This is a genomic window from Pseudomonas canadensis, assembly GCF_000503215.1.
In the GTDB taxonomy this organism is placed as follows: Bacteria; Pseudomonadota; Gammaproteobacteria; order Pseudomonadales; family Pseudomonadaceae; genus Aquipseudomonas; species Aquipseudomonas canadensis.
Genome location: NZ_AYTD01000016.1, coordinates 168,068 through 186,119, shown reverse-complemented (window position 1 = coordinate 186,119; position 18,052 = coordinate 168,068). Strand labels below are relative to the sequence as shown.

The window sequence follows — 18,052 nt, the reverse complement described above, 5'->3', positions numbered from 1 at the left end:
TCTGTCGTCTTACGAGCAAAAATCCAGCGGCAGCCGGCGCGGTACAAACTGGCCCTGGCCGAGTTGTTCGGCATCACGCAAGGTGCGCCAAGTGTAGTTGAGGGCCGATTGCACGGCGCTCACCAAGCCTTCGCCCTGGGCAATCCGGCCGGACAACGCACTGGCCAACGTACAGCCCGAACCGTGATAGCTGCCGGGCAGGCGCTGGCAGGTAAAGGTCTGGCGCGTGCCGTCGCGGCTATAGAGGCGGTTGTGCACTTCGTGCTCGTCGCCATGGCCGCCGGTGATCAATAGGTGCTTGATGTACGGCAGCAGCTTCTCGGCGCATTCGTCTGCGGTGCCTTCAGGCAGCTCCGCGAGGATGCGCGCTTCCGGCAGGTTGGGCGTGGCAATCAGCGACAGCGGCAACAACCGCTCGCGCATTGCATAACCGACTTCGTCCTTGCCCAGGCTGCCACCGCCGCCGGCGCGTAGCACCGGGTCGCATACCACCGGCAGGTGCGGATGCGCCTGCAGCAGTTCGACTACGGTGTCGACCATCGCGGTGGAACCGAGCATGCCCAGCTTGACCGCCGCCACTTCTGAATCGCCGAGTACAGCATTGGCCTGAGCCAGTACCCACTCGCGGTCGAGCACGCGGAAATCGATGACATTGACGGTGTTTTGCACGGTCAAGGCGGTGACGGCCGGAGCCGCATGGCAACCCTGGGCGAGCAGGGCTTCGATATCTGCCTGCAAGCCGGCGCCACCACTGGGGTCATGGCCGGAGAGACAGAGGACAACGGGACGAGAGCTGTAGATATTCATGGTGCGCGAGCTTACCACCAAACGCTTTTGGCGGGGCTGTCTGGCGATGGTTGAATTTTGCCATCGCAGTGACGCTTTTTTGGCGGTTTTGCACTCGCTTTATATCGCTGAAAGCCTCGTTCTAGAGCCTTTCAAAAAATTATTTCAATGGTGTCCAATAGCCTTTAGTGGCTATGCTAGAGTGGATCCAAACTACTTACTGTATTGCCGGTGTACGTCTTCTCAAAAGGAATGGGGGGCTTTTTGACATAACCGGACAGGCCACGCTGGGGCTCTATGCGCTATTTGCTGATTTTATTGTTGTGCGGGTTGCCGATGCTCGCCAACGCCATCGAGTTTAACCAGGACACACAAAGCCTGCCGTTGGGGCGAGTGATGCAAGTGCTCGAAGACCCGACCGATGCCCTCACCATCGCGGATGTGATCGCGCCGTCCGCCACCGCGCAGTTCAAGCCCCACGTTAAAGACACCCTGAATGCTGGCTACTCGCGCTCGGTGTTCTGGCTCAAGGTCAATCTGCATTACCTACCCACTAATCCCGAAGCGCAGCGCACCTGGTTGCTGGAGCTGGCGTACCCGCCGCTCGACCATCTTGACCTCTACCTGCCCGACAACACCGGCACTTATCGGCTGGCAGGACGTACTGGGGATGCGCTGCCGTTTTCCGCCCGTGAGATCCGCCAGAACAACTACTTGTTCAAGGTCGACTTCACGCCGGGCGAGGCAAAAACCGTGTACCTGCGCCTGCAAAGCGAAGGGTCGATCCAGGCGCCTGTGACGCTGTGGTCCAGCACCGCCTATCTGGAGCAACAGCCGCTGCGCCTGTATGTGCTGGGCCTGATCTATGGCGTGTTGCTGGGGATGCTGGTCTATAACCTGTTCATCTACCTCAGCGTGCGCGACACCAGCTACCTCTATTACATCTTTTATATCGCCTCGTTTGGCATGTATCAGCTGTCGGTCAACGGTGCGGCGGTGGAGTATTTCTGGCCGAACAATCCTTGGTGGGCGAATGCCGCGACGCCATTCCTGATCGGCTCGGCGGCGTTGTTCGGCAGCCTGTTTGCGCGCAGCTTTTTGCACACGGCCCAGCACAGTCGCTGGATCAACCGGCTGTTGCTGGCGCTGGTGGCCTGCGGTGGCGTGGTGATGCTGCTGTCGTTGATGACCAGCTACGCGCTGGCACTGCGCCTGGCCACCGGTTTGGCACTGGTGTTTACCGTGACTATTTTTGTCGCCGCCATCAAGGCTTGGTATTGCGGCCAGCGGGTGGCGCGCTATTTCATCATCGCCTGGTCGGCGTTCCTGCTAGGTGGAGTGGTGAATACGCTGATGGTGCTGGGCTATCTGCCCAACGTATTCCTGACCATGTATGCCAGCCAGATCGGCTCGGCGATTGAAGTGGCGCTGCTGTCCCTGGCTCTGGCCGACCGCATCAATTCCATGCGCGAGCAACAAGCGCAGATCCTGCTCGATGCCAGCCAAAAACTTGAAGTGCTCAACCAGCAATTGGCCCGCAGCAACCGACTCAAGGACGAGTTCCTCGCCACCCTGACCCACGAACTGCGTACGCCCATGAACGGCGTGATCGGCTCCCTCGAACTGATGCAGACCGTGCCCCTGGACGCGGACCTGGCGCAATACCATCAAACCGCCGCCGGTTCGGCGCGGGACATGATGCGCATGGTCAACGGCATCCTAACCCTCACCGAATTGCAGGCCGGCCGCTTGAGCGCCCAACCCCAGGTATTCAGCCTGCGCGGTACGCTCGACACCTTGCGCCAGCAGTTCACCGCCAGCGCCCAGAGCAAAGGCCTGGCGTTCTCCATCGATGTGGCGGACGAGTTGCCAGACCGCGTACTGGGCGACGCCGACAAACTGCTGCAGTGCCTGGATTGCCTGCTGGACAACGCCTTCAAGTTCACCCACGAAGGCGCGGTGCGCCTGCGCGTGGTCGGTGTGCCCCAGAGTGGCGGTGGCCTGCGCTTGAGCTTTATCGTCACCGACACCGGAATCGGCTTTGCTTTCCTCGACGAAGCGACCCTGTATCAGCGGTTCTTCCAACTGGATGGCTCCATGACCCGCGAGTACGGTGGCCTGGGTATCGGCCTGGCGATCTGCCGGCAACTGATCGAGCTGCTGGGCGGGCGTCTCACCCATCATTCCGAGCCGCGCAAAGGCAGCCGCTTCCAGCTTGAAGTGGAGGTCAGTCCCCTAGCACCTGAATCCCGACCTGCGCCGGATAAGCAGCGCGCACCTCAGGAGTGCTCGGTGCTGCTGGTGGACGACAACAGCGTCGGCCAACTGGTGGTGCGCGGCATGCTGCTCAAACTCGGATACCGGGTGAAAACCGTGGACACCGGCCCGAACGCGTTGGCTGCCTTGCAAGCAGGAGATTTCGACGCAGTACTGTTGGATATCCCTGAAGGTGGCTTCTCGTTGTGTTGTCAGATCCGTGCATTGCCCGGCTGCGGTGAGTTACCGGTAATCGCCTTAAGTACGTCGCTGAATGCGTCGGAGCGTGAGCGCTGCCATGGCATCGGCCTCTCCGATCGCCTGGCCAAACCTGTGCGTTTCGAGGCCTTGCAGGCGGTGTTGGAGCGTCGGTTGCTGTGTCCGGTAGAGGGCGAAAGCGCCGGACATTCGGCGGGTATGCCACTTTTTTAAGCGGTATGACGGTGTTTAACTGAAAAAACCGGCCTCAATCGACGGGCACCGTGTAGGAGCGAGCTTGCTCGCGAAGAACGTCAACGATAACGCGAGCACCCTGTAAAAACGCGGTGCTCTCACGTTCTTCGCGAGCAAGCTCGCTCCTACAAACAGCCTCAATCGAAATGGGCCTTTTTCCAGGAGGCCCGTCATGAACCTGCATCAGTTTGCCGAAACCCACGACGTCACCAACCAGCCACCGTCCCTGGACGGCACCAACCTGTACCGTATCGATTTGCCCCTGCAGGAATGGTCGCGCCGCTTTGGTGCTGGCTGGGCAGAAGCGCGTATCGATGCCTACGGCGCACTGGCCGGTGGGCCGTTGATGGAGGCCGGGTTCCTGGCGAACCAGAACAAACCGGTGTTCAACAGCCATGACCGTTATGGCCATCGCATCGACCTGGTGGAGTTTCACCCGGCTTACCACGAACTCATGCGCACGGCCGTCGAACATGGCTTGCCGTCGCTGCCGTGGGCGCATCCGCAGTCCGGCGCTCATGTGGCCCGCGCCGCCATGACCTACCTGCACAGCCAGGCCGAAGCCGGCACCGGCTGTCCGCTGACCATGACCTTCGCTTGCGTGCCTGCCCTGCGCCTGCAACCGGACCTGGCCAAGACCTGGCTACCGAAAATCCTCAATACCCAATACGACCCGCGCAATGTCGGCATCGCTCACAAGGCCGGTGCCACTATCGGCATGGCCATGACTGAGAAACAGGGCGGCACCGACGTGCGCGCCAACACCACTCGCGCCTATCCGGTGGGTGCCGGCGGTCCGGGCCAGGCGTATGAACTGGTGGGCCACAAGTGGTTCTGCTCGGCACCGATGTGCGATGCCTTCCTGACCCTGGCGCAAACCGACAAGGGCCTGACCTGCTTCCTACTGCCCCGGCACCGCCCGGATGACACGCGCAACGAGTTCTACATCCAGCGCCTGAAAAACAAACTGGGCAACTGCTCCAACGCCTCCAGCGAAGTAGAGTTCCGTGGCGCCCTGGCCTTAATGATCGGTGAGGAAGGCCGTGGCGTGCCGACTATCATCGAAATGGTCGCCATGACCCGCTTCGATTGCATGGTCGGCTCCAGCGCATTGATGCGCCAGGCGCTGACCCAGGCCAGCCATCATTGTGCCCATCGTTTGCTGGGGGGGCGGGTGCTCAGCGAACAACCCTTGATGCAAAACGTGCTGGCGGACCTGGCGTTGGAAAGCGAGTCCGCGTTGGCCCTGAGCCTGCGCATGGGCCGCGCATTGGATCATTTAGGCGATGAGCAGGAAGCCAAGTTCGCCAGGCTCGTGACAGCCGTGGGCAAGTATTGGATCTGCAAACGCGCCCCGGCCATGATCAATGAAGCCGCCGAGTGCATGGGCGGTGCCGGGTACGTCGAGGACAGCATCCTGCCGCGCCTGTACCGTGAGGCGCCGGTGAATTCGACGTGGGAAGGTTCTGGCAACGTGCAGTGCCTGGACGTGCTGCGCGCGTTGTCAAAAGAGCCGGGCGTGCTGGAAGCGCTGTTTGTCGAGCTGGGGGATGGGCATGGCGACAAGCTACTGGCGCGGCATATCGAGCAATTGAAGTCAGCCTTTATGGACACCCAGGACATCCAATACCGTGCGCGCCAGCTTACCGAAGACATCGCCGTGGCGTTGCAGGCCAAGCTGTTGCTGGAAGCCGGCAATGCGGCGGTCAGCGATGGGTTTATCGCCAGTCGCTTGGGCGAATCGTCCGGTCGAGTGTATGGCACCCTGCCGCGTGGCGTCGACGTGGCGGCGATTGTCGCCAGGTCCACACCTTGTTGATTGCATTCAAAGTTTGCGTCTGACGGGGATACAGGCAAGATAAAGGCCTGCAAGTCAGAACACAGGATGCTTACCGTGACCGAAGCTTTTGTTGTCGTTCAAACCGCTGAAGAAGCCGTGGACCGGCTGGCGGCCCTGCATGAGCGTGCCACGGGCGCGCTCAATCAAGCCCTCAAGCAATACCTCAAGGACCGCGTCGAACCCGACGCCGAACAACGTGCGTTGTTCCGCTACCCGGAACTGCGCCTGACCTACCACTGCCACGGCGAAGTCCCACAGACCACCCGGGCGTATGCCAAGGTTCAGTTACCAGGGACCTACAGCGTTACCGTCACCCATCCTGCGGCGTTTCGTAAATACCTGCTGGAGCAACTGGTGCCGCTGATGCACGACTTCACCGTGACGGTGGAAGTCGGTGTGAGCCAGCAGAACATTCCATACCCTTACGTAGTGGAGCAGGGCGATGAACTGGCCGGCTCCGGCGTGACTGCGGCGACCCTGGCCCGCGTCTTCCCGAGTACCGACCTGTCGGCCGCCACTGATGGCATCGCCGATGGCCTGTACGACTGGGAAAACACTGACCCGCTGCCCCTGGCGTTGTTCGATGCGGCGCGCGTGGACTTTTCCCTGCGCCGCCTGGTGCACTACACCGGCAGCGATTGGCGCCATGTGCAGCCGTGGATCCTGCTGACCAACTACCACCGTTATGTCGACCAGTTCATCCTGCATGGCCTGGAACAACTGCGCAGCGACCCGCGTTTTATCCGCATGGTGTTGCCGGGCAACGTGGTGATCGACAAAGCGATGGACCACGGTGAAGCCTCGGCGATTGCTGCCGGGGTGGTGTGGCACCGTTATCAGATGCCGGCTTATCACTTGCAAGCCACTGACGGCCACGGCGTGACCTTGGTCAACATTGGCGTCGGCCCGTCCAACGCGAAGAACATCACCGACCACCTGGCCGTGCTGCGTCCGCATTGCTGGCTGATGATCGGCCACTGCGGCGGCCTGCGCCAATCCCAGACCATCGGCGATTACGTGCTGGCTCACGCTTACATGCGCCGCGACGGGATTCTCGACCGCGTCGTGCCGCCGAACATCCCGATCCCGGCCCTGGCCGAAGTGCAGTTGGCCTTGCAGCAAGCGGCGGCTAACGTCACCGGCGAAAAAGGCGAAGAGCTGAAAAAACGCCTGCGCACCGGCACCGTGTTGACCTACGACGACCGTAACTGGGAACTGCGCTGGGCACAGGAGCGGCCGCTGATCAACCTGTCCCGCGCCGTGGCCGTGGACATGGAAAGCGGCACTATCGCCGCCCAGGGTTATCGCTTGCGGGTGCCGTACGGCACTTTGCTGTGTGTGTCGGATAAGCCACTGCACAGTGAGATCAAGCTGCCCGGTTCGGCCAACGCATTCTATGAGCGTGCGGTCAGTCAGCACTTGAAGATCGGCATCGAGGCGGTGGATTTGCTGCGTACCGAACTCAACTCGCTGCACTCGCGCAAACTGCGCAGCTTCGACGAGCCGCCGTTCCGCTAAGCGGTTGGGATGGTCATTTAACGGTCAGGCCACTAGCATTGTCGGTCCTGACCGTTAGATGTTCCTTTGCCATGTCCCGTCCCACCCGTCCCGATTCGCGCCGCCCTGGCGTGAAACCTCCGTATTCCGCAGCGCGGCGTGTCGCCAAGGCGCCACCGGCCGAGCCGAAGCTGATCCTGTTCAATAAACCCTTTGACGTGCTGACCCAGTTCAGCGACGAAGGCGGGCGCGCGACGCTCAAAGATTTCATCGACATCCCCGGCATCTACCCGGCGGGCCGCCTGGACCGTGACAGCGAAGGCTTGTTGTTGCTGACCAACGATGGCCAGTTGCAGGCGCGGATTGCCGACCCTAAGCACAAGTTGGCGAAAACCTACTGGGTGCAGGTGGAAGGCGAACCGACCGAAGAGCAACTGCAACGCTTGCGCGAAGGTGTCGAACTGAATGACGGCAAGACCTTGCCTGCGCAAGCGCGGCAGTTGGATGAGCCCGAGTTATGGCCGCGTAACCCGCCGGTGCGCTTTCGCAAAAACATACCGACTTACTGGCTTGAATTGGTGATTCGCGAGGGGCGTAACCGCCAGGTGCGGCGCATGACCGCCGCCGTGGGCTTGCCCACCCTGCGTCTGGTGCGCGTGCGCATTGGCGATTGGACGATTGACGGCCTGGATCAAGGCCAGTGGAAGGAAGTGCCGGCGCGCTTATAAGGCGCCGGACTCGATCAGGCCGATCACCACGCTCTTGATGATGAACGCGGCCACGCCCAGGCCCAAGACGAAGAACAGGATGAACGAGCCAAAACGCCCGGCCTTGGACTTCTTCGCCAGGTCCCAGACGATAAAGCCCATGAAAATGATCAGGATCGTGACCAGGCCGGTCATCATCCATTCTTCGAAGAGGGCGGGATCGATGTTGTTCATGGCGAATTTTCCGACAAAGGCAGGCGGGCAGTATAAGGCCGCGCGATGCGCTCAAGGTTGACCTGCGTCGGTGCGACGCACGCCCGCTTGTAGAAGCCGGCTTGCCGGCGATGGCGTCCGAACGATCGGCACTTGGTTCAAGGGCCTCATCGCCGGCGAGCTGGCTCCTACAGGTTGGGGGTCAGGTTCTCAGGTGCGTCAGCGGCAATTCGGTGCTGTTAAGCACCTGATTCAACACAAAACTGGAGCGCACGCTGGTCACACCTTCAATGCGGGTCAGGTGACCTAGCAGCAGTTTCTGATAGTGATCCATGTCCGGCACCACCACTTTCAACTGATAGTCCGCATCCATCCCGGTGACCAAACTGCATTCCAGCACCTGGGGCAGGGTGCGGATTGCCGCTTCGAAGTTCTCGAAACGTTCGGGCGTGTGGCGGTCCATGCCGATCAGCACATAGGCGGTCAGACTCAGGCCAAGCATCTTGCGGTCGAGCAAGGCGACCTGGCGAGCGATGTAGCCGTCGTCCTCCAACTGCTTGACCCGGCGCGAGCACGGCGACGGCGACAAGCCGATGCGTTCGGCCAACTCCTGGTTGGAGATCCTCGCATCACGTTGCAATTCCGCCAAAATACTCAGGTCGTATCGGTCAAGCTTGCTCATTGGGATGGCCTTTGTCGTAACTATTGCGGTGAATTATCCATGAAGGGTTAAAAATTGCGCAAGCACTGTTTATTGACGCAATCTTCGCAATCATTTGCCGGGCGCTGGCGGGTATCGTTATCAACAGAATCACCGCCTGGACAACAGTCCAAAGCAGCCCGCCCAATCAGGCCCGCTGCGGCCGCCACCCCAGCAGGGTTGAGCCGGCCTCCAGGCTGCACACTGTCCACAAGACGGCGTGAGGTGAGCCAACGTCAAAAGCGTTGAGCCAAGACGAAGTTCTCAAGGGGTGGCCGACGGGTCACCCCTTTTCTTTTGCCTGCTGATAACCTGTCCGAGAACCGGGCCTGGCTTTTCCAGTCTCATGGACAGGCCCTAATCCGCAGTGAGGAATAGCATGAAGCGCATCTGGCGTTTGGCAGGTGTAGGTTTGCTGATGGTCACCGTTGGCGCCCAGGCAGTGGCCGACGAACGTGATACCGGGCCGCGTGGTGAGGGCGGTGGTCAGCATGAAAGAGGGCCGGAGGGCGGACGGCCAGGAGGCGGTAATGAACAGCCGCGTCCGCAGAACAACCCACCACGTCAGCAAAACAACCAGCCGCGCCCGCAGAATCAGCATTTTGATCGCGCAGGCCAGAACGGTGGTGGCCAATGGCAAGGGCGTCCCCAGGGCAATGAGCAGGGGCGGCCCCAGCCACAACCACAGCCGTCGAACAACCTGCCGATCCAGAGTCGCCCCGACACCGTGCGCCAGACCCAGGAACCGCGTCAGGGCTATTACCGTGACATCCCTCGACGCAATGACGGCAACCAACACTGGGAAGCCGGCGGCCCAGGCTCGCGCCCCGGCGACAACCGCTGGCCCGGTCGCCCTGACGGCCATGGCAACGGCTGGGGCCCAGGCCCGCAGCATCGCCCAGGTTATGTGATCGACCGCTTCCCTGATCGCAATTACCGCGTGCCTTACCGTGGCCAGGACTACTTCTACTCCGGCGGCTATTGGTATCGCCCGCAAGGCCCGCGCTATGTGGTGGTGACGCCGCCCTACGGCATCCGTGTGCATTACCTGCCGGACTACGCGCGTGAAGTGTGGATCGGCAGCGCGCTGTTCTTCCTCGCGGCGGGTTCCTACTACACCTACGAAAGCAGCTCCCAGCAATACGTGGTGGTGCAACCGCCAGCCGCCGTACCGGCACCGCAGCCCGCGCCGCAAGGCAATGGCTATGACGTGGTGGCGTATCCGGCCAACGGCCAGTCACCGGCCCAGGTGCAGCAGGACGGTTATGACTGTTATCGCTGGGCCGTGCAGCAAAGTGGCTTCGACCCGCAGCAAGTCACCTACGCCCCCGATCCGGCGGTGGTGCAAACCTACCGCCAGGCCCAGGGCAACTGCCTGAGCAGCCGCGGTTATCAGGTGCAGTACTAGGTTTTATTGCCTGTGACCACTTCCCGCGGGTCGGCGTGCACCAGCACTTCGGCGCGCGGGTAGGCCTTGTGAATCGCATCGGCGGCCTGGTCGCTGATGCCGTGGGCCACTGACAGTGTCAATTCCCCCGGCAATTCCAGGTGCAACTGCACAAACCAGTGGCTGCCGGAAATCCGCGTGCGCAAATCATGCGCGCCCAATACACCCGGTACGCCACGAGCCAGTTCGAGCATGTGCTGGCTCACGTCCGGCGGCAGTTCTTCATCCATCAACACCGCAAAGCTTTCACGGGCGATCTGGATGGCGCTCCATAAGATGTAAGCGGCAATGCCCAGTCCGAACCAGGCATCGACCTGATGGTAGCCAAACCCTGCCAGCACCAGCGCTACCAAGATGCTGCCGTTGAGCATCAGGTCGGAGCGGTAATGCAATGAGTCCGCACGCACGGCGTTGGAGCCGGTTTCGCGGATCACCCGGTGTTGCAGCATCAGCAAAGCCACGGTCAGTACCAGGGAAAACACGATCACGCCAATGCTCAACCACGGTGCGCCCACCGGTTCCGGATGTTGCAGACGCTGATAGGCCTGGAACGCGATCAACACCGCACTGCCGCCGATAAACAGCGCCTGCGCCATGCCCGACAGCGACTCCGCCTTGCCGTGCCCATAACGGTGATCGTCATCGGCCGGGCGCAACGCGTAATGCACCGCCACCAGGTTCAGCAGCGAGGTCACGCCATCCAGCAGTGAATCGGTCAACCCGGCAAGCATGCTCACCGAGCCGCTGAGCCACCAGGCGATGGCCTTGGTGATAATCAGCGCACAAGCCACGCCCACCGAGGCGCGGGTGGCCAGGCGCAAGAGCCTGGCGTGTTCGGGACTGCTGGTCATAGGCGGCTCGGATCCTTAAGCGGCGGGTTGCAGGCCCAGGCTGGCGAGCTGTTGCACACTGCCCTTGAACTGGATCATGCGCGGGTCGTCGAGCGGCAGGCTGCGGCCGGTTTCTTTCTGGATGATGCTTTGCAGCTTGGCGTTGTCGACCTTGCCGTCGGCGCCAATGGCTTCGTGGAGTTTCTGCGGATCGACCTGGGCGGTCTTGCCCGGTTCGAAGTAGATAGCGCCGGTGGCGAAGTCCACGCCGAACGCGATCAGGCCGGGGATCACATAGAACAGCAGGCCCACGGCGTCGAGCACGGCAATGGTCGGGTCGATCTTGCCGTCGATCTGGCCACGGCGGTCCGGGTAGAAGATCGAACCGCAGGCCGTCAATTGGCTCAGCAGGGTGACGGCGAGGACACCGCCAATGACACGGGAAGCGATACGCATGGAAACTCTCCTGAACACGATTGATACGGGACTATATGACAATACTGCCGAGCAACACCGCTCTAATGTGGGAGCTGGCTTGCCTGCGATGGCATCACCTCGGTTTATTTGAAAGACCGAGTTGTCAGCATCGCAGGCAAGCCAGCTCCCACCTTTGACCGCGTTGCCAGGCGCAGCCGGTGGTGTTTTTCAGACCAACGTCGGCACTCGGCAGTTCGCCGTTATACTCGCCGCTCTGCTTTGGAGCCAGTATGAATTCGTTGCCGATTGATGAAGTTTTACCTGCACTGCGTGACGCCTTGGCGAATCGCCATGAAGCCGTGCTCGAAGCGCCCCCCGGCGCCGGTAAAACCACCCGCGTGCCCTTGGCGTTATTGAACGAACCCTGGCTGGCCGGACAGACCATACTGATGCTCGAACCCCGCCGTCTTGCAGCCCGTGCGGCGGCCGAACGCCTGGCCAGTGAACTGGGCGAGAAGGTCGGCGAAACCGTCGGCTATCGCATTCGTCTGGACAGCAAGGTCGGCCCCAATACGCGCATCGAAGTGGTTACCGAAGGCATCCTCACCCGCCGCCTGCAGGATGACCCGGCGCTGGACGGCGTGGGTTTGCTGATCTTCGACGAATTCCACGAACGCAGCCTCGACGCCGACCTGGCACTGGCCCTGAGCCTCAACGGCCGCGAACTGTTTCGCGATGATCAACCGCTGAAAATCCTGCTGATGTCCGCCACCCTAGAAGGCGAACGCCTGGCCAGTCTGCTGGACGACGCGGCGATCCTGCGCAGCGAAGGGCGCATGTTCCCGGTGCAGATGCGCTGGGGCCGACCTTACCAGCCCGGTGAGTTCATCGAGCCGCGCGTGGTGCAGACCATTCTCGAAGCCCTGCATGACGAAACCGGCAGCGTGCTGGTTTTCCTACCGGGGCAGGCCGAGATTCGTCGGGTCAACCAGCAACTGGCCGACGCCCTCGGCGAGCGCATCGATGTGTTGTTGTGCCCGCTGCATGGCGAACTGGACCTCAACGCCCAACGCGCCGCTATCGATCCGGCACCCGCCGGTAAACGCAAAGTAGTGCTGGCGACCAACATCGCCGAAACCAGCCTGACCATCAACGGCGTGCGTGTGGTGATTGATGCCGGGCTGGCGCGAGTGCCGCGTTTCGACCCCGGCAGCGGCATGACCCGCCTCGATACCCAACGTATCTCTCGCGCCAGCGCCACCCAGCGCGCCGGCCGGGCAGGGCGCCTGGAGCCGGGCGTGTGTTATCGCTTGTGGTCCGAAGACCAGCATGAAGGTTTGGCCGCTTACGGCAGTGCGGAAATCCTCGCCGCCGACCTGGCCGGACTGGCTTTGCAGCTCGCGCGTTGGGGTGTCACACCCCATCAACTGGTGTGGCTGGATGTGCCGCCGACCGCCGCGTATGCCCAGGCCCAGGATTTGCTGGTGCGCCTCGGTGCTTTGAATGAAGACAAACTCACCGCCCATGGGCAGAAGATGGCCGAGTTGCCGGCCCATCCGCGTATCGCCCATCTGCTGCTGCGCGGGCAGGATTTTGGATTGGCGGCGACGGCCTGCGACGTGGCCGCATTGCTGGGAGAGCGCGACATCCTGCGCGGTGGCGGTGCGGATTTGCACAGTCGATTGGCGCTGTTGTCCGGCGAAGAACGCGCACGCGGCACCCAAGGCGGCGTGCAGCGGGCCAGGCAACTGGCGCGACAATATCGTGGTTACTTAAGAGGCCAGGCCACTCAAGCCGTTGCCGACCCCGACCATCCGCGCTGGCTCGGTGCCTTGCTGGCGCTGGCCTACCCGGACCGCGTCGCCCAGCAACGTCGCCCCGGCGGTGCGGAATATCGCCTGGCCAACGGCCGCGCGGCGCTGTTCGCCGAAGCCGACAGCCTGATGAAACAGGCCTGGCTGGTCATCGCCGACCTGGGCAGTCGCCAGGGCCAGCGCGAAGAACGTATCTACCTGGCGGCGGATTTTGATCCGGCGCTGTTCGACACGGTGCTGGCCGAGCAAGTGCGCAATGTCGACCAACTCGACTGGGACGAACGCGAAGGCGTCCTGCGCGCCGAACGCCAACGCAAAGTCGGTGAACTGGTGCTCAGCCGCGAACCGCTGACCGGCCTCGACGAATCCGCCCGCAGCCAGGCGCTGGTCAACCTGGTACGCCGCAAAGGCCTGGAACTGCTGCCGTGGACGCCGGAACTGCGCCAATGGCAGGCCAGGGTCATGCTGTTGCGCCAACTCGACGCCGGTAAATCCAGCGAATGGCCCGACATCAGTGACAAAGCTTTGCTCGCCAGCCTCGAACACTGGCTGATGCCTTACCTGGGCAAAGTCTCGCGCCTGAGCCATTTCGCCAACCTGGATATCTCCAGCTTCCTGCACAACCTGCTGCCCTGGCCACTGCCCCAACGTTTGGACGAACTGGCACCGCAGCATGTGAAAGTGCCGTCGGGTTCGTCAGTGCGTTTGGACTACAGCGAACAGCCGCCGATCCTGGCGGTACGCTTGCAGGAATTGTTCGGGCTGGCCGACACCCCGCGCATTGCTGGAGGGCGCCAAGTGGTGAAGCTGCATTTGCTGTCCCCAGCGCGGCGGCCGGTGCAGGTGACGCAGGACCTGGCGAACTTCTGGCGCAGTACCTATGCCGAGGTGAAGAAGGATTTGAAGGGGCGGTACCCGAAGCACTATTGGCCGGATGACCCGCTGGTGGCGGAGGCGACGGCGCGGATCAAACCGCGCAAGTGACTACTGGGCGGCAGGCAGCAGAAACCGCGCAATCACCGGCAAATGGTTGGAAATACGCAACGTATCCTCCTGCCGCACCTTGGCCTCCACCCGTTTGATCCGCGGGCTGTAGAACAGGTAATCCAGCGTACGATCCGGGCCGTCCACGCTCGGGTCGTTGGGGAAGTTCGTCAGCCATTTCTCACGATCAATCCCGCTGGATTGGCTGTTGCTCGGGATCATTGGGTATTTGTCCCACAGCAAATGCAGCTCGCTGTCCGGCGAATACTGCCCGCGTTTGGTGGCGTCCAGGCGTAGGAATTGCCCCAAGGGCAGCAGATTGAAATCCCCGCCGATCAGCCAGGGCGTGCCACGGCCCTCGAATTTATCCAGCAGTTTGACCGTAGTTCTCACCTGATTCTGCACCGCGCTGCGCCCAGGGGCATCGCCATCCAGGCGGGTGTTGAGCACCGCAAGTTGGCCGCCATCGCTCAAAGGCAGGTAAGTCAGCAGCAAAGCCGGCTTGGGTTGGAACTGGCGGCTGATGATATTGGCCTCGGGCGCCGGTAGTTGCAGGCGTTCGGCGTGTTCGATCTGGTAACGGCTGAGGGTCGCCAGTTTGCGGCCGACGCTGCCGAAGATGTGCAGGTTTGGCACGAAGTCGGCTTTCCAGTCGAAGGCCTGGGCGCTGCAGGGGTAGAGGTCGACCAGGCGCTCTTGCAACAGGGCAAGCTGGTCTTGGTAATGGGAGGGCTTGGCGTTTTCGTCGAGTTCCTGCAGCAGCAGGATGTCGGGTTGTTCGTCACGGATCACTCGCGCCACTTCGTCGAGGCTGGCGGCCATGTCTTCCACGGTGGGGCGGTCGTCCGGGCCACTGCCGTCGGCGGTGTCGTACCAGAACACGTAGTTCTTGCCGGCCAGGTATTGCACGTTCCAGGTCATGACCTTGAGCGCCTGCCCCGGCAGCAGCGTGGGCGCACGGGGCGCGACACAACTCACCGGCAGGGTTTCCTTCGCCTCGGGGCGCCAGGTCAGGCTGTAGATCAGGGCGGTCAGCAAGCCTGCGATGATCAGCAGGCTCAGCAAGGTGATGCGCAATAAACGGGTCATCGGCTCGGCTTATAGCGTTTCAGAGGTGGCACGGAGCATATCACCGCGCGTCGGCATCGCCACCGATCAGCATGAATAAACGAAACAGCACCACGCTGGTAAACAGTTGGAGGAAGCTGTGGGCACTGTCCAACAGCAAGCCAATCAGCGGCGCAGGTGTTGGATACGCTGCAACGCTGGCGCCCTTGAGCAACCACAGCGGCGTCATCACGCACAGCAGGCACACCAGGATCAGCCAGAAATGCCCACGGCTCAGACGGAAGCTTTCCTTCATTGCCTCCAACGCCGGCATGCCGCGCAGCACCAGCAGGTACTCGGCAAACGCCAACACCACCATCAGCCACAGCCCCGGCAGGAAATACAGCGACAGGCCCAGCAGAATCAGCAGGGTGCTCATCGCCGTCAGCAGGGCGAAGCGCGGCCACAGGGTAAGGGCCATGGCCCAGACATCTTTAGTGCGCGGCGACTCGCCACGGGTGCGAGCATCCAGAAACAGGATCAGCGCGCCGGTATACAGCGGGTACACCAGCAACCCCACTACCACGCTGTAGCCGGGAAACGCATCCGGGCCGACGACGTGGTTGAGCACCTGTTGCAGCAGGGCTTCGAAAATCACCAACGGCAGACACAGTTGGACGATGGCGCCCAGGTTGCGTTGGGTGAAACGGAAGGAGTCGCGCAGCACGTCTAACGGATTCATCAAGTTCATCGCAGGCCTGAAAGCAAGGGCAACACTTTAACCGATCATCACCGGAGGTAAGCAAACGTAAACCTTGAGTAAAGACCATTGAAACAACTCGTAACACCCCCATAACTAGGACGGCGCCTGATTAAAGGCGAGACCACGATTTCTACCGGCAATCTAACGAGGTCGCCATGAACAGCGAAGAGCAAACCCTGATCGATGGACTGTTTTCACGGTTGCAACAAGCCGAAACGGACTCAGCCCCCCGCGACGCCCAGGCCGAAGCGCGGATCAAGGAGCACATGACGCGCCAACCGGCGGCCGGGTATTACATGACCCAGTCGATCCTGGTGCAGGAACATGCGCTCAAGAGCCTCGACGCGCAGAACAAGCAGCAGGCGCAGCAGATCCAGCAATTGCAGGACGAACTGCAGCGGGCCAAGTCCGCGCAGCCTGCTCCGGCGAGCAGCGGCGGTTTCCTGTCGAGCATCTTTGGCGGCGGTGGTTCCCGTGATCAGCAGCCGGCTCAAAGTGCACCGCCGTCTTCTGGTGGCGGCTGGCGCGAACCGGCGCGGCCTGGGTTCAGCCAACCTGCCCCGCAGCAGAATTATCAACAGCCTGCTCCAGCCGCTCCGGTGGGCAGCGGCTTCCTCGGCGGCGCGATGAAAACCGCAGCCGGCGTGGCCGGTGGTGTATTGCTGGCCGAAGGCATCAGCAGCCTGTTCAACCACAACTCGCAACAGCCGCAAGTCGTGGAAGAAATCATTCGTGAGGAGCCAGCGCCTGCCAGTGACAACGGCAACTGGGGCAATGATGACCAGAAGTACGCCGGCAGCGACAGCTGGGGCAGCAACAATTCGGACAGCTTTGCCGACAGCGATTATTCCGACGATTCTTCCTCCTTCGGCGACGACGATTCCTTCGTCTGACCCACCCAGACCGGGGCGACTCGTTGCCCCGGTCTGATTTTTCCCGGAAACCTTCTCGCGGCTGGCATACTTGCACCCTTTCCGGGCCCTGGCGCCTGGCTGTCATGAGGACGTGCGGTGAAGAAAATTGCAGTGTTCGCCGATGTGCAAAACCTCTATTACACCGTCCGCCAGGCCTATGGTTGCCACTTCAACTACGCTGCGTTGTGGGCTGACATCAGCTCGCGCGGGCAGATAGTCGAGGCGTATGCGTATGCCATCGACCGTGGCGACAGCAAGCAGCAGCAATTCCAGCAGATCCTGCGCAACCTGGGCTTTACGGTAAAACTCAAGCCCTACATCCAGCGCAGCGACGGCTCGGCCAAGGGCGACTGGGACGTGGGCATCACCCTCGACATCATGGACGCTGCCGACCACGTCGACGAAATCGTGCTGGCCTCCGGCGACGGTGATTTCGATATGCTTCTCGACCGGGTTATCCACAAGCATGGCGTCGAGGCCGTGGCCTACGGTGTACCGGGGCTGACGGCCAATTCATTGATACGCGCCGCCAGCCGGTATGTGCCGATCGAAGGCGCGTTGTTGCTCAAATAAATGCTAAGACGGAGTTGGAACAGGTTTGGAACGTATAGCGGTCATCGACTTTGAAACCACCGGCATCACCCCGAGCAGCCGTTGCCGGGCCACGGAAATCGCGGTGGTCATCCTTGAGCGTGGCCAGATCGTGGACCGCTACCAGAGCCTGATGAAAACCGGTGTGCACGTGCCCGCGTTCATCGAACAACTCACCGGCATCAGCAACGCCATGCTGCGCAGCGCGCCGCCGGCGGAGCGGGTGATGAATGAGGTCAATGAATTCGTCGGCGTCACGCCGTTGCTGGCGCACAACGCCGCGTTCGACCAAAAGTTCTGGGACTTTGAGCTGGGTCTGATCCGCCGTACCCGTTTGCAGAAGTTCGCCTGTTCGCTGCTGCTGGCCCGCCGCCTCATGCCATCGGCGCCCAACCACAAGCTCGGCACGCTGAACGCCTACGCCCAACTGCCCCACACCGGCAAGGCTCACCGGGCGATGGCGGATGCGGAGATGGCCGCCAACCTCACGGCCCACCTGGCCCAGGAACTGCGCGGGACCCATGGCTTGCGTGAACTGTCCCATGATCTGCTGTGCACCTTGCAGAAAGTGCCGGCGGCGAAGATCAATGAGCACCTGAAGAAGCATCGCGGGTTCTGACTTCGCCACAAATCCGTGTGGGAGGGTGCTTTTGTGGTGAGCGGGCTTTTTGTGGTGAGCGGGCTTGCCCCGCGCTGGGCTGCGTAGCAGCCCCAAAACCTGACACTCCGTTCTAACTGAAAGAACGCGGCGCCCTTAATTGGGGCTGCTCCGCAGCCCAGCGCGGGACAAGCC

Annotated in this window: 16 protein-coding genes; 9 read left to right on the top strand and 7 right to left on the bottom strand. The window is 61.8% G+C overall.

All coding sequences use genetic code 11. From position 1 onward, the window contains the following. Window positions 1-9 precede the first annotated feature (9 nt). Window positions 10-807: a hydroxymethylpyrimidine/phosphomethylpyrimidine kinase gene (locus U367_RS0117970; RefSeq protein ID WP_016978603.1), complete on the bottom strand. Its 798-nt coding sequence runs from the start codon at window positions 805-807 to the stop codon at window positions 10-12. A 276-nt stretch (window positions 808-1,083) separates the two neighbouring features. On the opposite strand from U367_RS0117970, the gene U367_RS0117965 reads away from it, so the two are divergent. From U367_RS0117965 to U367_RS0117950, 4 genes are all read left to right on the top strand, one after another. Beyond that, window positions 1,084-3,474, top strand: a complete 2,391-nt coding sequence (locus U367_RS0117965; RefSeq protein ID WP_028618055.1) for a hybrid sensor histidine kinase/response regulator — start codon at window positions 1,084-1,086, stop codon at window positions 3,472-3,474. 193 nt (window positions 3,475-3,667) lie between these two features. Then, window positions 3,668-5,314, top strand: coding sequence for an acyl-CoA dehydrogenase family protein (locus U367_RS0117960; RefSeq protein WP_028618054.1), 1,647 nt, complete (start codon window positions 3,668-3,670; stop codon window positions 5,312-5,314). A gap of 66 nt (window positions 5,315-5,380) precedes the next feature. After that, a complete protein-coding gene (gene amn / locus U367_RS0117955) occupies window positions 5,381-6,853 on the top strand; it encodes an AMP nucleosidase (RefSeq protein WP_161634128.1) in 1,473 nt (490 codons plus the stop codon). Between the two features lie 71 nt (window positions 6,854-6,924). Continuing rightward, complete coding sequence (locus tag U367_RS0117950; RefSeq protein WP_028618052.1) at window positions 6,925-7,560, top strand: pseudouridine synthase; 636 nt, start codon at window positions 6,925-6,927, stop codon at window positions 7,558-7,560. Here U367_RS0117950 and U367_RS0117945 read toward each other — a convergent pair. After that, a complete protein-coding gene (locus tag U367_RS0117945) occupies window positions 7,555-7,764 on the bottom strand; it encodes a DUF2788 domain-containing protein (protein WP_025999909.1) in 210 nt (69 codons plus the stop codon). The two genes, U367_RS0117950 and U367_RS0117945, sit on opposite strands and share 6 nt — an antisense overlap. A 190-nt stretch (window positions 7,765-7,954) precedes the next feature. Beyond that, window positions 7,955-8,434, bottom strand: a complete 480-nt coding sequence (locus U367_RS0117940; RefSeq protein ID WP_003194418.1) for an Lrp/AsnC family transcriptional regulator — start codon at window positions 8,432-8,434, stop codon at window positions 7,955-7,957. Window positions 8,435-8,831: 397 nt separating this feature from the next. Here U367_RS0117940 and U367_RS0117935 point away from each other — a divergent pair, with 397 nt between their 5' ends. Then, entirely contained in the window at window positions 8,832-9,860 is a 1,029-nt protein-coding gene (locus U367_RS0117935; RefSeq protein ID WP_028618051.1) for a DUF6515 family protein, read from the top strand. Here U367_RS0117935 and U367_RS0117930 read toward each other — a convergent pair. Beyond that, window positions 9,857-10,750 (bottom strand): cation diffusion facilitator family transporter, encoded by an 894-nt coding sequence (locus U367_RS0117930; protein ID WP_016978609.1) that lies wholly within the window; start codon window positions 10,748-10,750, stop codon window positions 9,857-9,859. The genes U367_RS0117935 and U367_RS0117930 overlap by 4 nt on opposite strands. Before the next feature lie 15 nt (window positions 10,751-10,765). Further along, on the bottom strand, window positions 10,766-11,185 hold the full coding sequence (locus U367_RS0117925; protein WP_010206751.1) for a hypothetical protein: 420 nt from the start codon (window positions 11,183-11,185) through the stop codon (window positions 10,766-10,768). Between the two features lie 251 nt (window positions 11,186-11,436). Here U367_RS0117925 and hrpB point away from each other — a divergent pair, with 251 nt between their 5' ends. Continuing rightward, entirely contained in the window at window positions 11,437-13,944 is a 2,508-nt protein-coding gene (hrpB, locus tag U367_RS0117920) for an ATP-dependent helicase HrpB (RefSeq protein WP_028618050.1), read from the top strand. Here hrpB and U367_RS0117915 read toward each other — a convergent pair whose 3' ends face one another. Together U367_RS0117915 and U367_RS0117910 are read right to left on the bottom strand one after the other, a co-directional pair. Next, window positions 13,945-15,033, bottom strand: coding sequence for an endonuclease/exonuclease/phosphatase family protein (locus tag U367_RS0117915; RefSeq protein ID WP_028618049.1), 1,089 nt, complete (start codon window positions 15,031-15,033; stop codon window positions 13,945-13,947). A 40-nt stretch (window positions 15,034-15,073) separates the two neighbouring features. Next, window positions 15,074-15,733, bottom strand: a complete 660-nt coding sequence (locus U367_RS0117910) for a YciC family protein (protein ID WP_025999910.1) — start codon at window positions 15,731-15,733, stop codon at window positions 15,074-15,076. Between the two features lie 176 nt (window positions 15,734-15,909). Here U367_RS0117910 and U367_RS0117905 point away from each other — a divergent pair, with 176 nt between their 5' ends. The 3 genes from U367_RS0117905 (at window position 15,910) to U367_RS0117895 (ending at window position 17,878) form a co-directional block, all read left to right on the top strand. Beyond that, entirely contained in the window at window positions 15,910-16,647 is a 738-nt protein-coding gene (locus U367_RS0117905; RefSeq protein WP_028618048.1) for a DUF2076 domain-containing protein, read from the top strand. A gap of 117 nt (window positions 16,648-16,764) precedes the next feature. Next, window positions 16,765-17,241: a LabA-like NYN domain-containing protein gene (locus U367_RS0117900; RefSeq protein WP_010206743.1), complete on the top strand. Its 477-nt coding sequence runs from the start codon at window positions 16,765-16,767 to the stop codon at window positions 17,239-17,241. Window positions 17,242-17,266: 25 nt separating this feature from the next. Further along, window positions 17,267-17,878, top strand: a complete 612-nt coding sequence (locus U367_RS0117895) for a 3'-5' exonuclease (RefSeq protein WP_028618047.1) — start codon at window positions 17,267-17,269, stop codon at window positions 17,876-17,878. The last annotated feature ends 174 nt before the right edge of the window (window positions 17,879-18,052 follow it).

Bases quoted from the DNA above. Each gene is read 5' to 3' on its own strand.
- amn (WP_161634128.1), top strand. From the start codon at position 5,381: ATGCTTACCGTGACCGAAGCTTTTGTTGTCGTTCAAACCGCTGAAGAA.
- U367_RS0117905 (WP_028618048.1), top strand. From the start codon at position 15,910: ATGAACAGCGAAGAGCAAACCCTGATCGATGGACTGTTTTCACGGTTG.
- U367_RS0117965 (WP_028618055.1), top strand. From the start codon at position 1,084: ATGCGCTATTTGCTGATTTTATTGTTGTGCGGGTTGCCGATGCTCGCC.
- U367_RS0117910 (WP_025999910.1), bottom strand. From the start codon at position 15,733: ATGAATCCGTTAGACGTGCTGCGCGACTCCTTCCGTTTCACCCAACGC.
- U367_RS0117935 (WP_028618051.1), top strand. From the start codon at position 8,832: ATGAAGCGCATCTGGCGTTTGGCAGGTGTAGGTTTGCTGATGGTCACC.
- U367_RS0117930 (WP_016978609.1), bottom strand. From the start codon at position 10,750: ATGACCAGCAGTCCCGAACACGCCAGGCTCTTGCGCCTGGCCACCCGC.
- hrpB (WP_028618050.1), top strand. From the start codon at position 11,437: ATGAATTCGTTGCCGATTGATGAAGTTTTACCTGCACTGCGTGACGCC.
- U367_RS0117940 (WP_003194418.1), bottom strand. From the start codon at position 8,434: ATGAGCAAGCTTGACCGATACGACCTGAGTATTTTGGCGGAATTGCAA.
- U367_RS0117915 (WP_028618049.1), bottom strand. From the start codon at position 15,033: ATGACCCGTTTATTGCGCATCACCTTGCTGAGCCTGCTGATCATCGCA.
- U367_RS0117970 (WP_016978603.1), bottom strand. From the start codon at position 807: ATGAATATCTACAGCTCTCGTCCCGTTGTCCTCTGTCTCTCCGGCCAT.
- U367_RS0117925 (WP_010206751.1), bottom strand. From the start codon at position 11,185: ATGCGTATCGCTTCCCGTGTCATTGGCGGTGTCCTCGCCGTCACCCTG.
- U367_RS0117960 (WP_028618054.1), top strand. From the start codon at position 3,668: ATGAACCTGCATCAGTTTGCCGAAACCCACGACGTCACCAACCAGCCA.
- U367_RS0117950 (WP_028618052.1), top strand. From the start codon at position 6,925: ATGTCCCGTCCCACCCGTCCCGATTCGCGCCGCCCTGGCGTGAAACCT.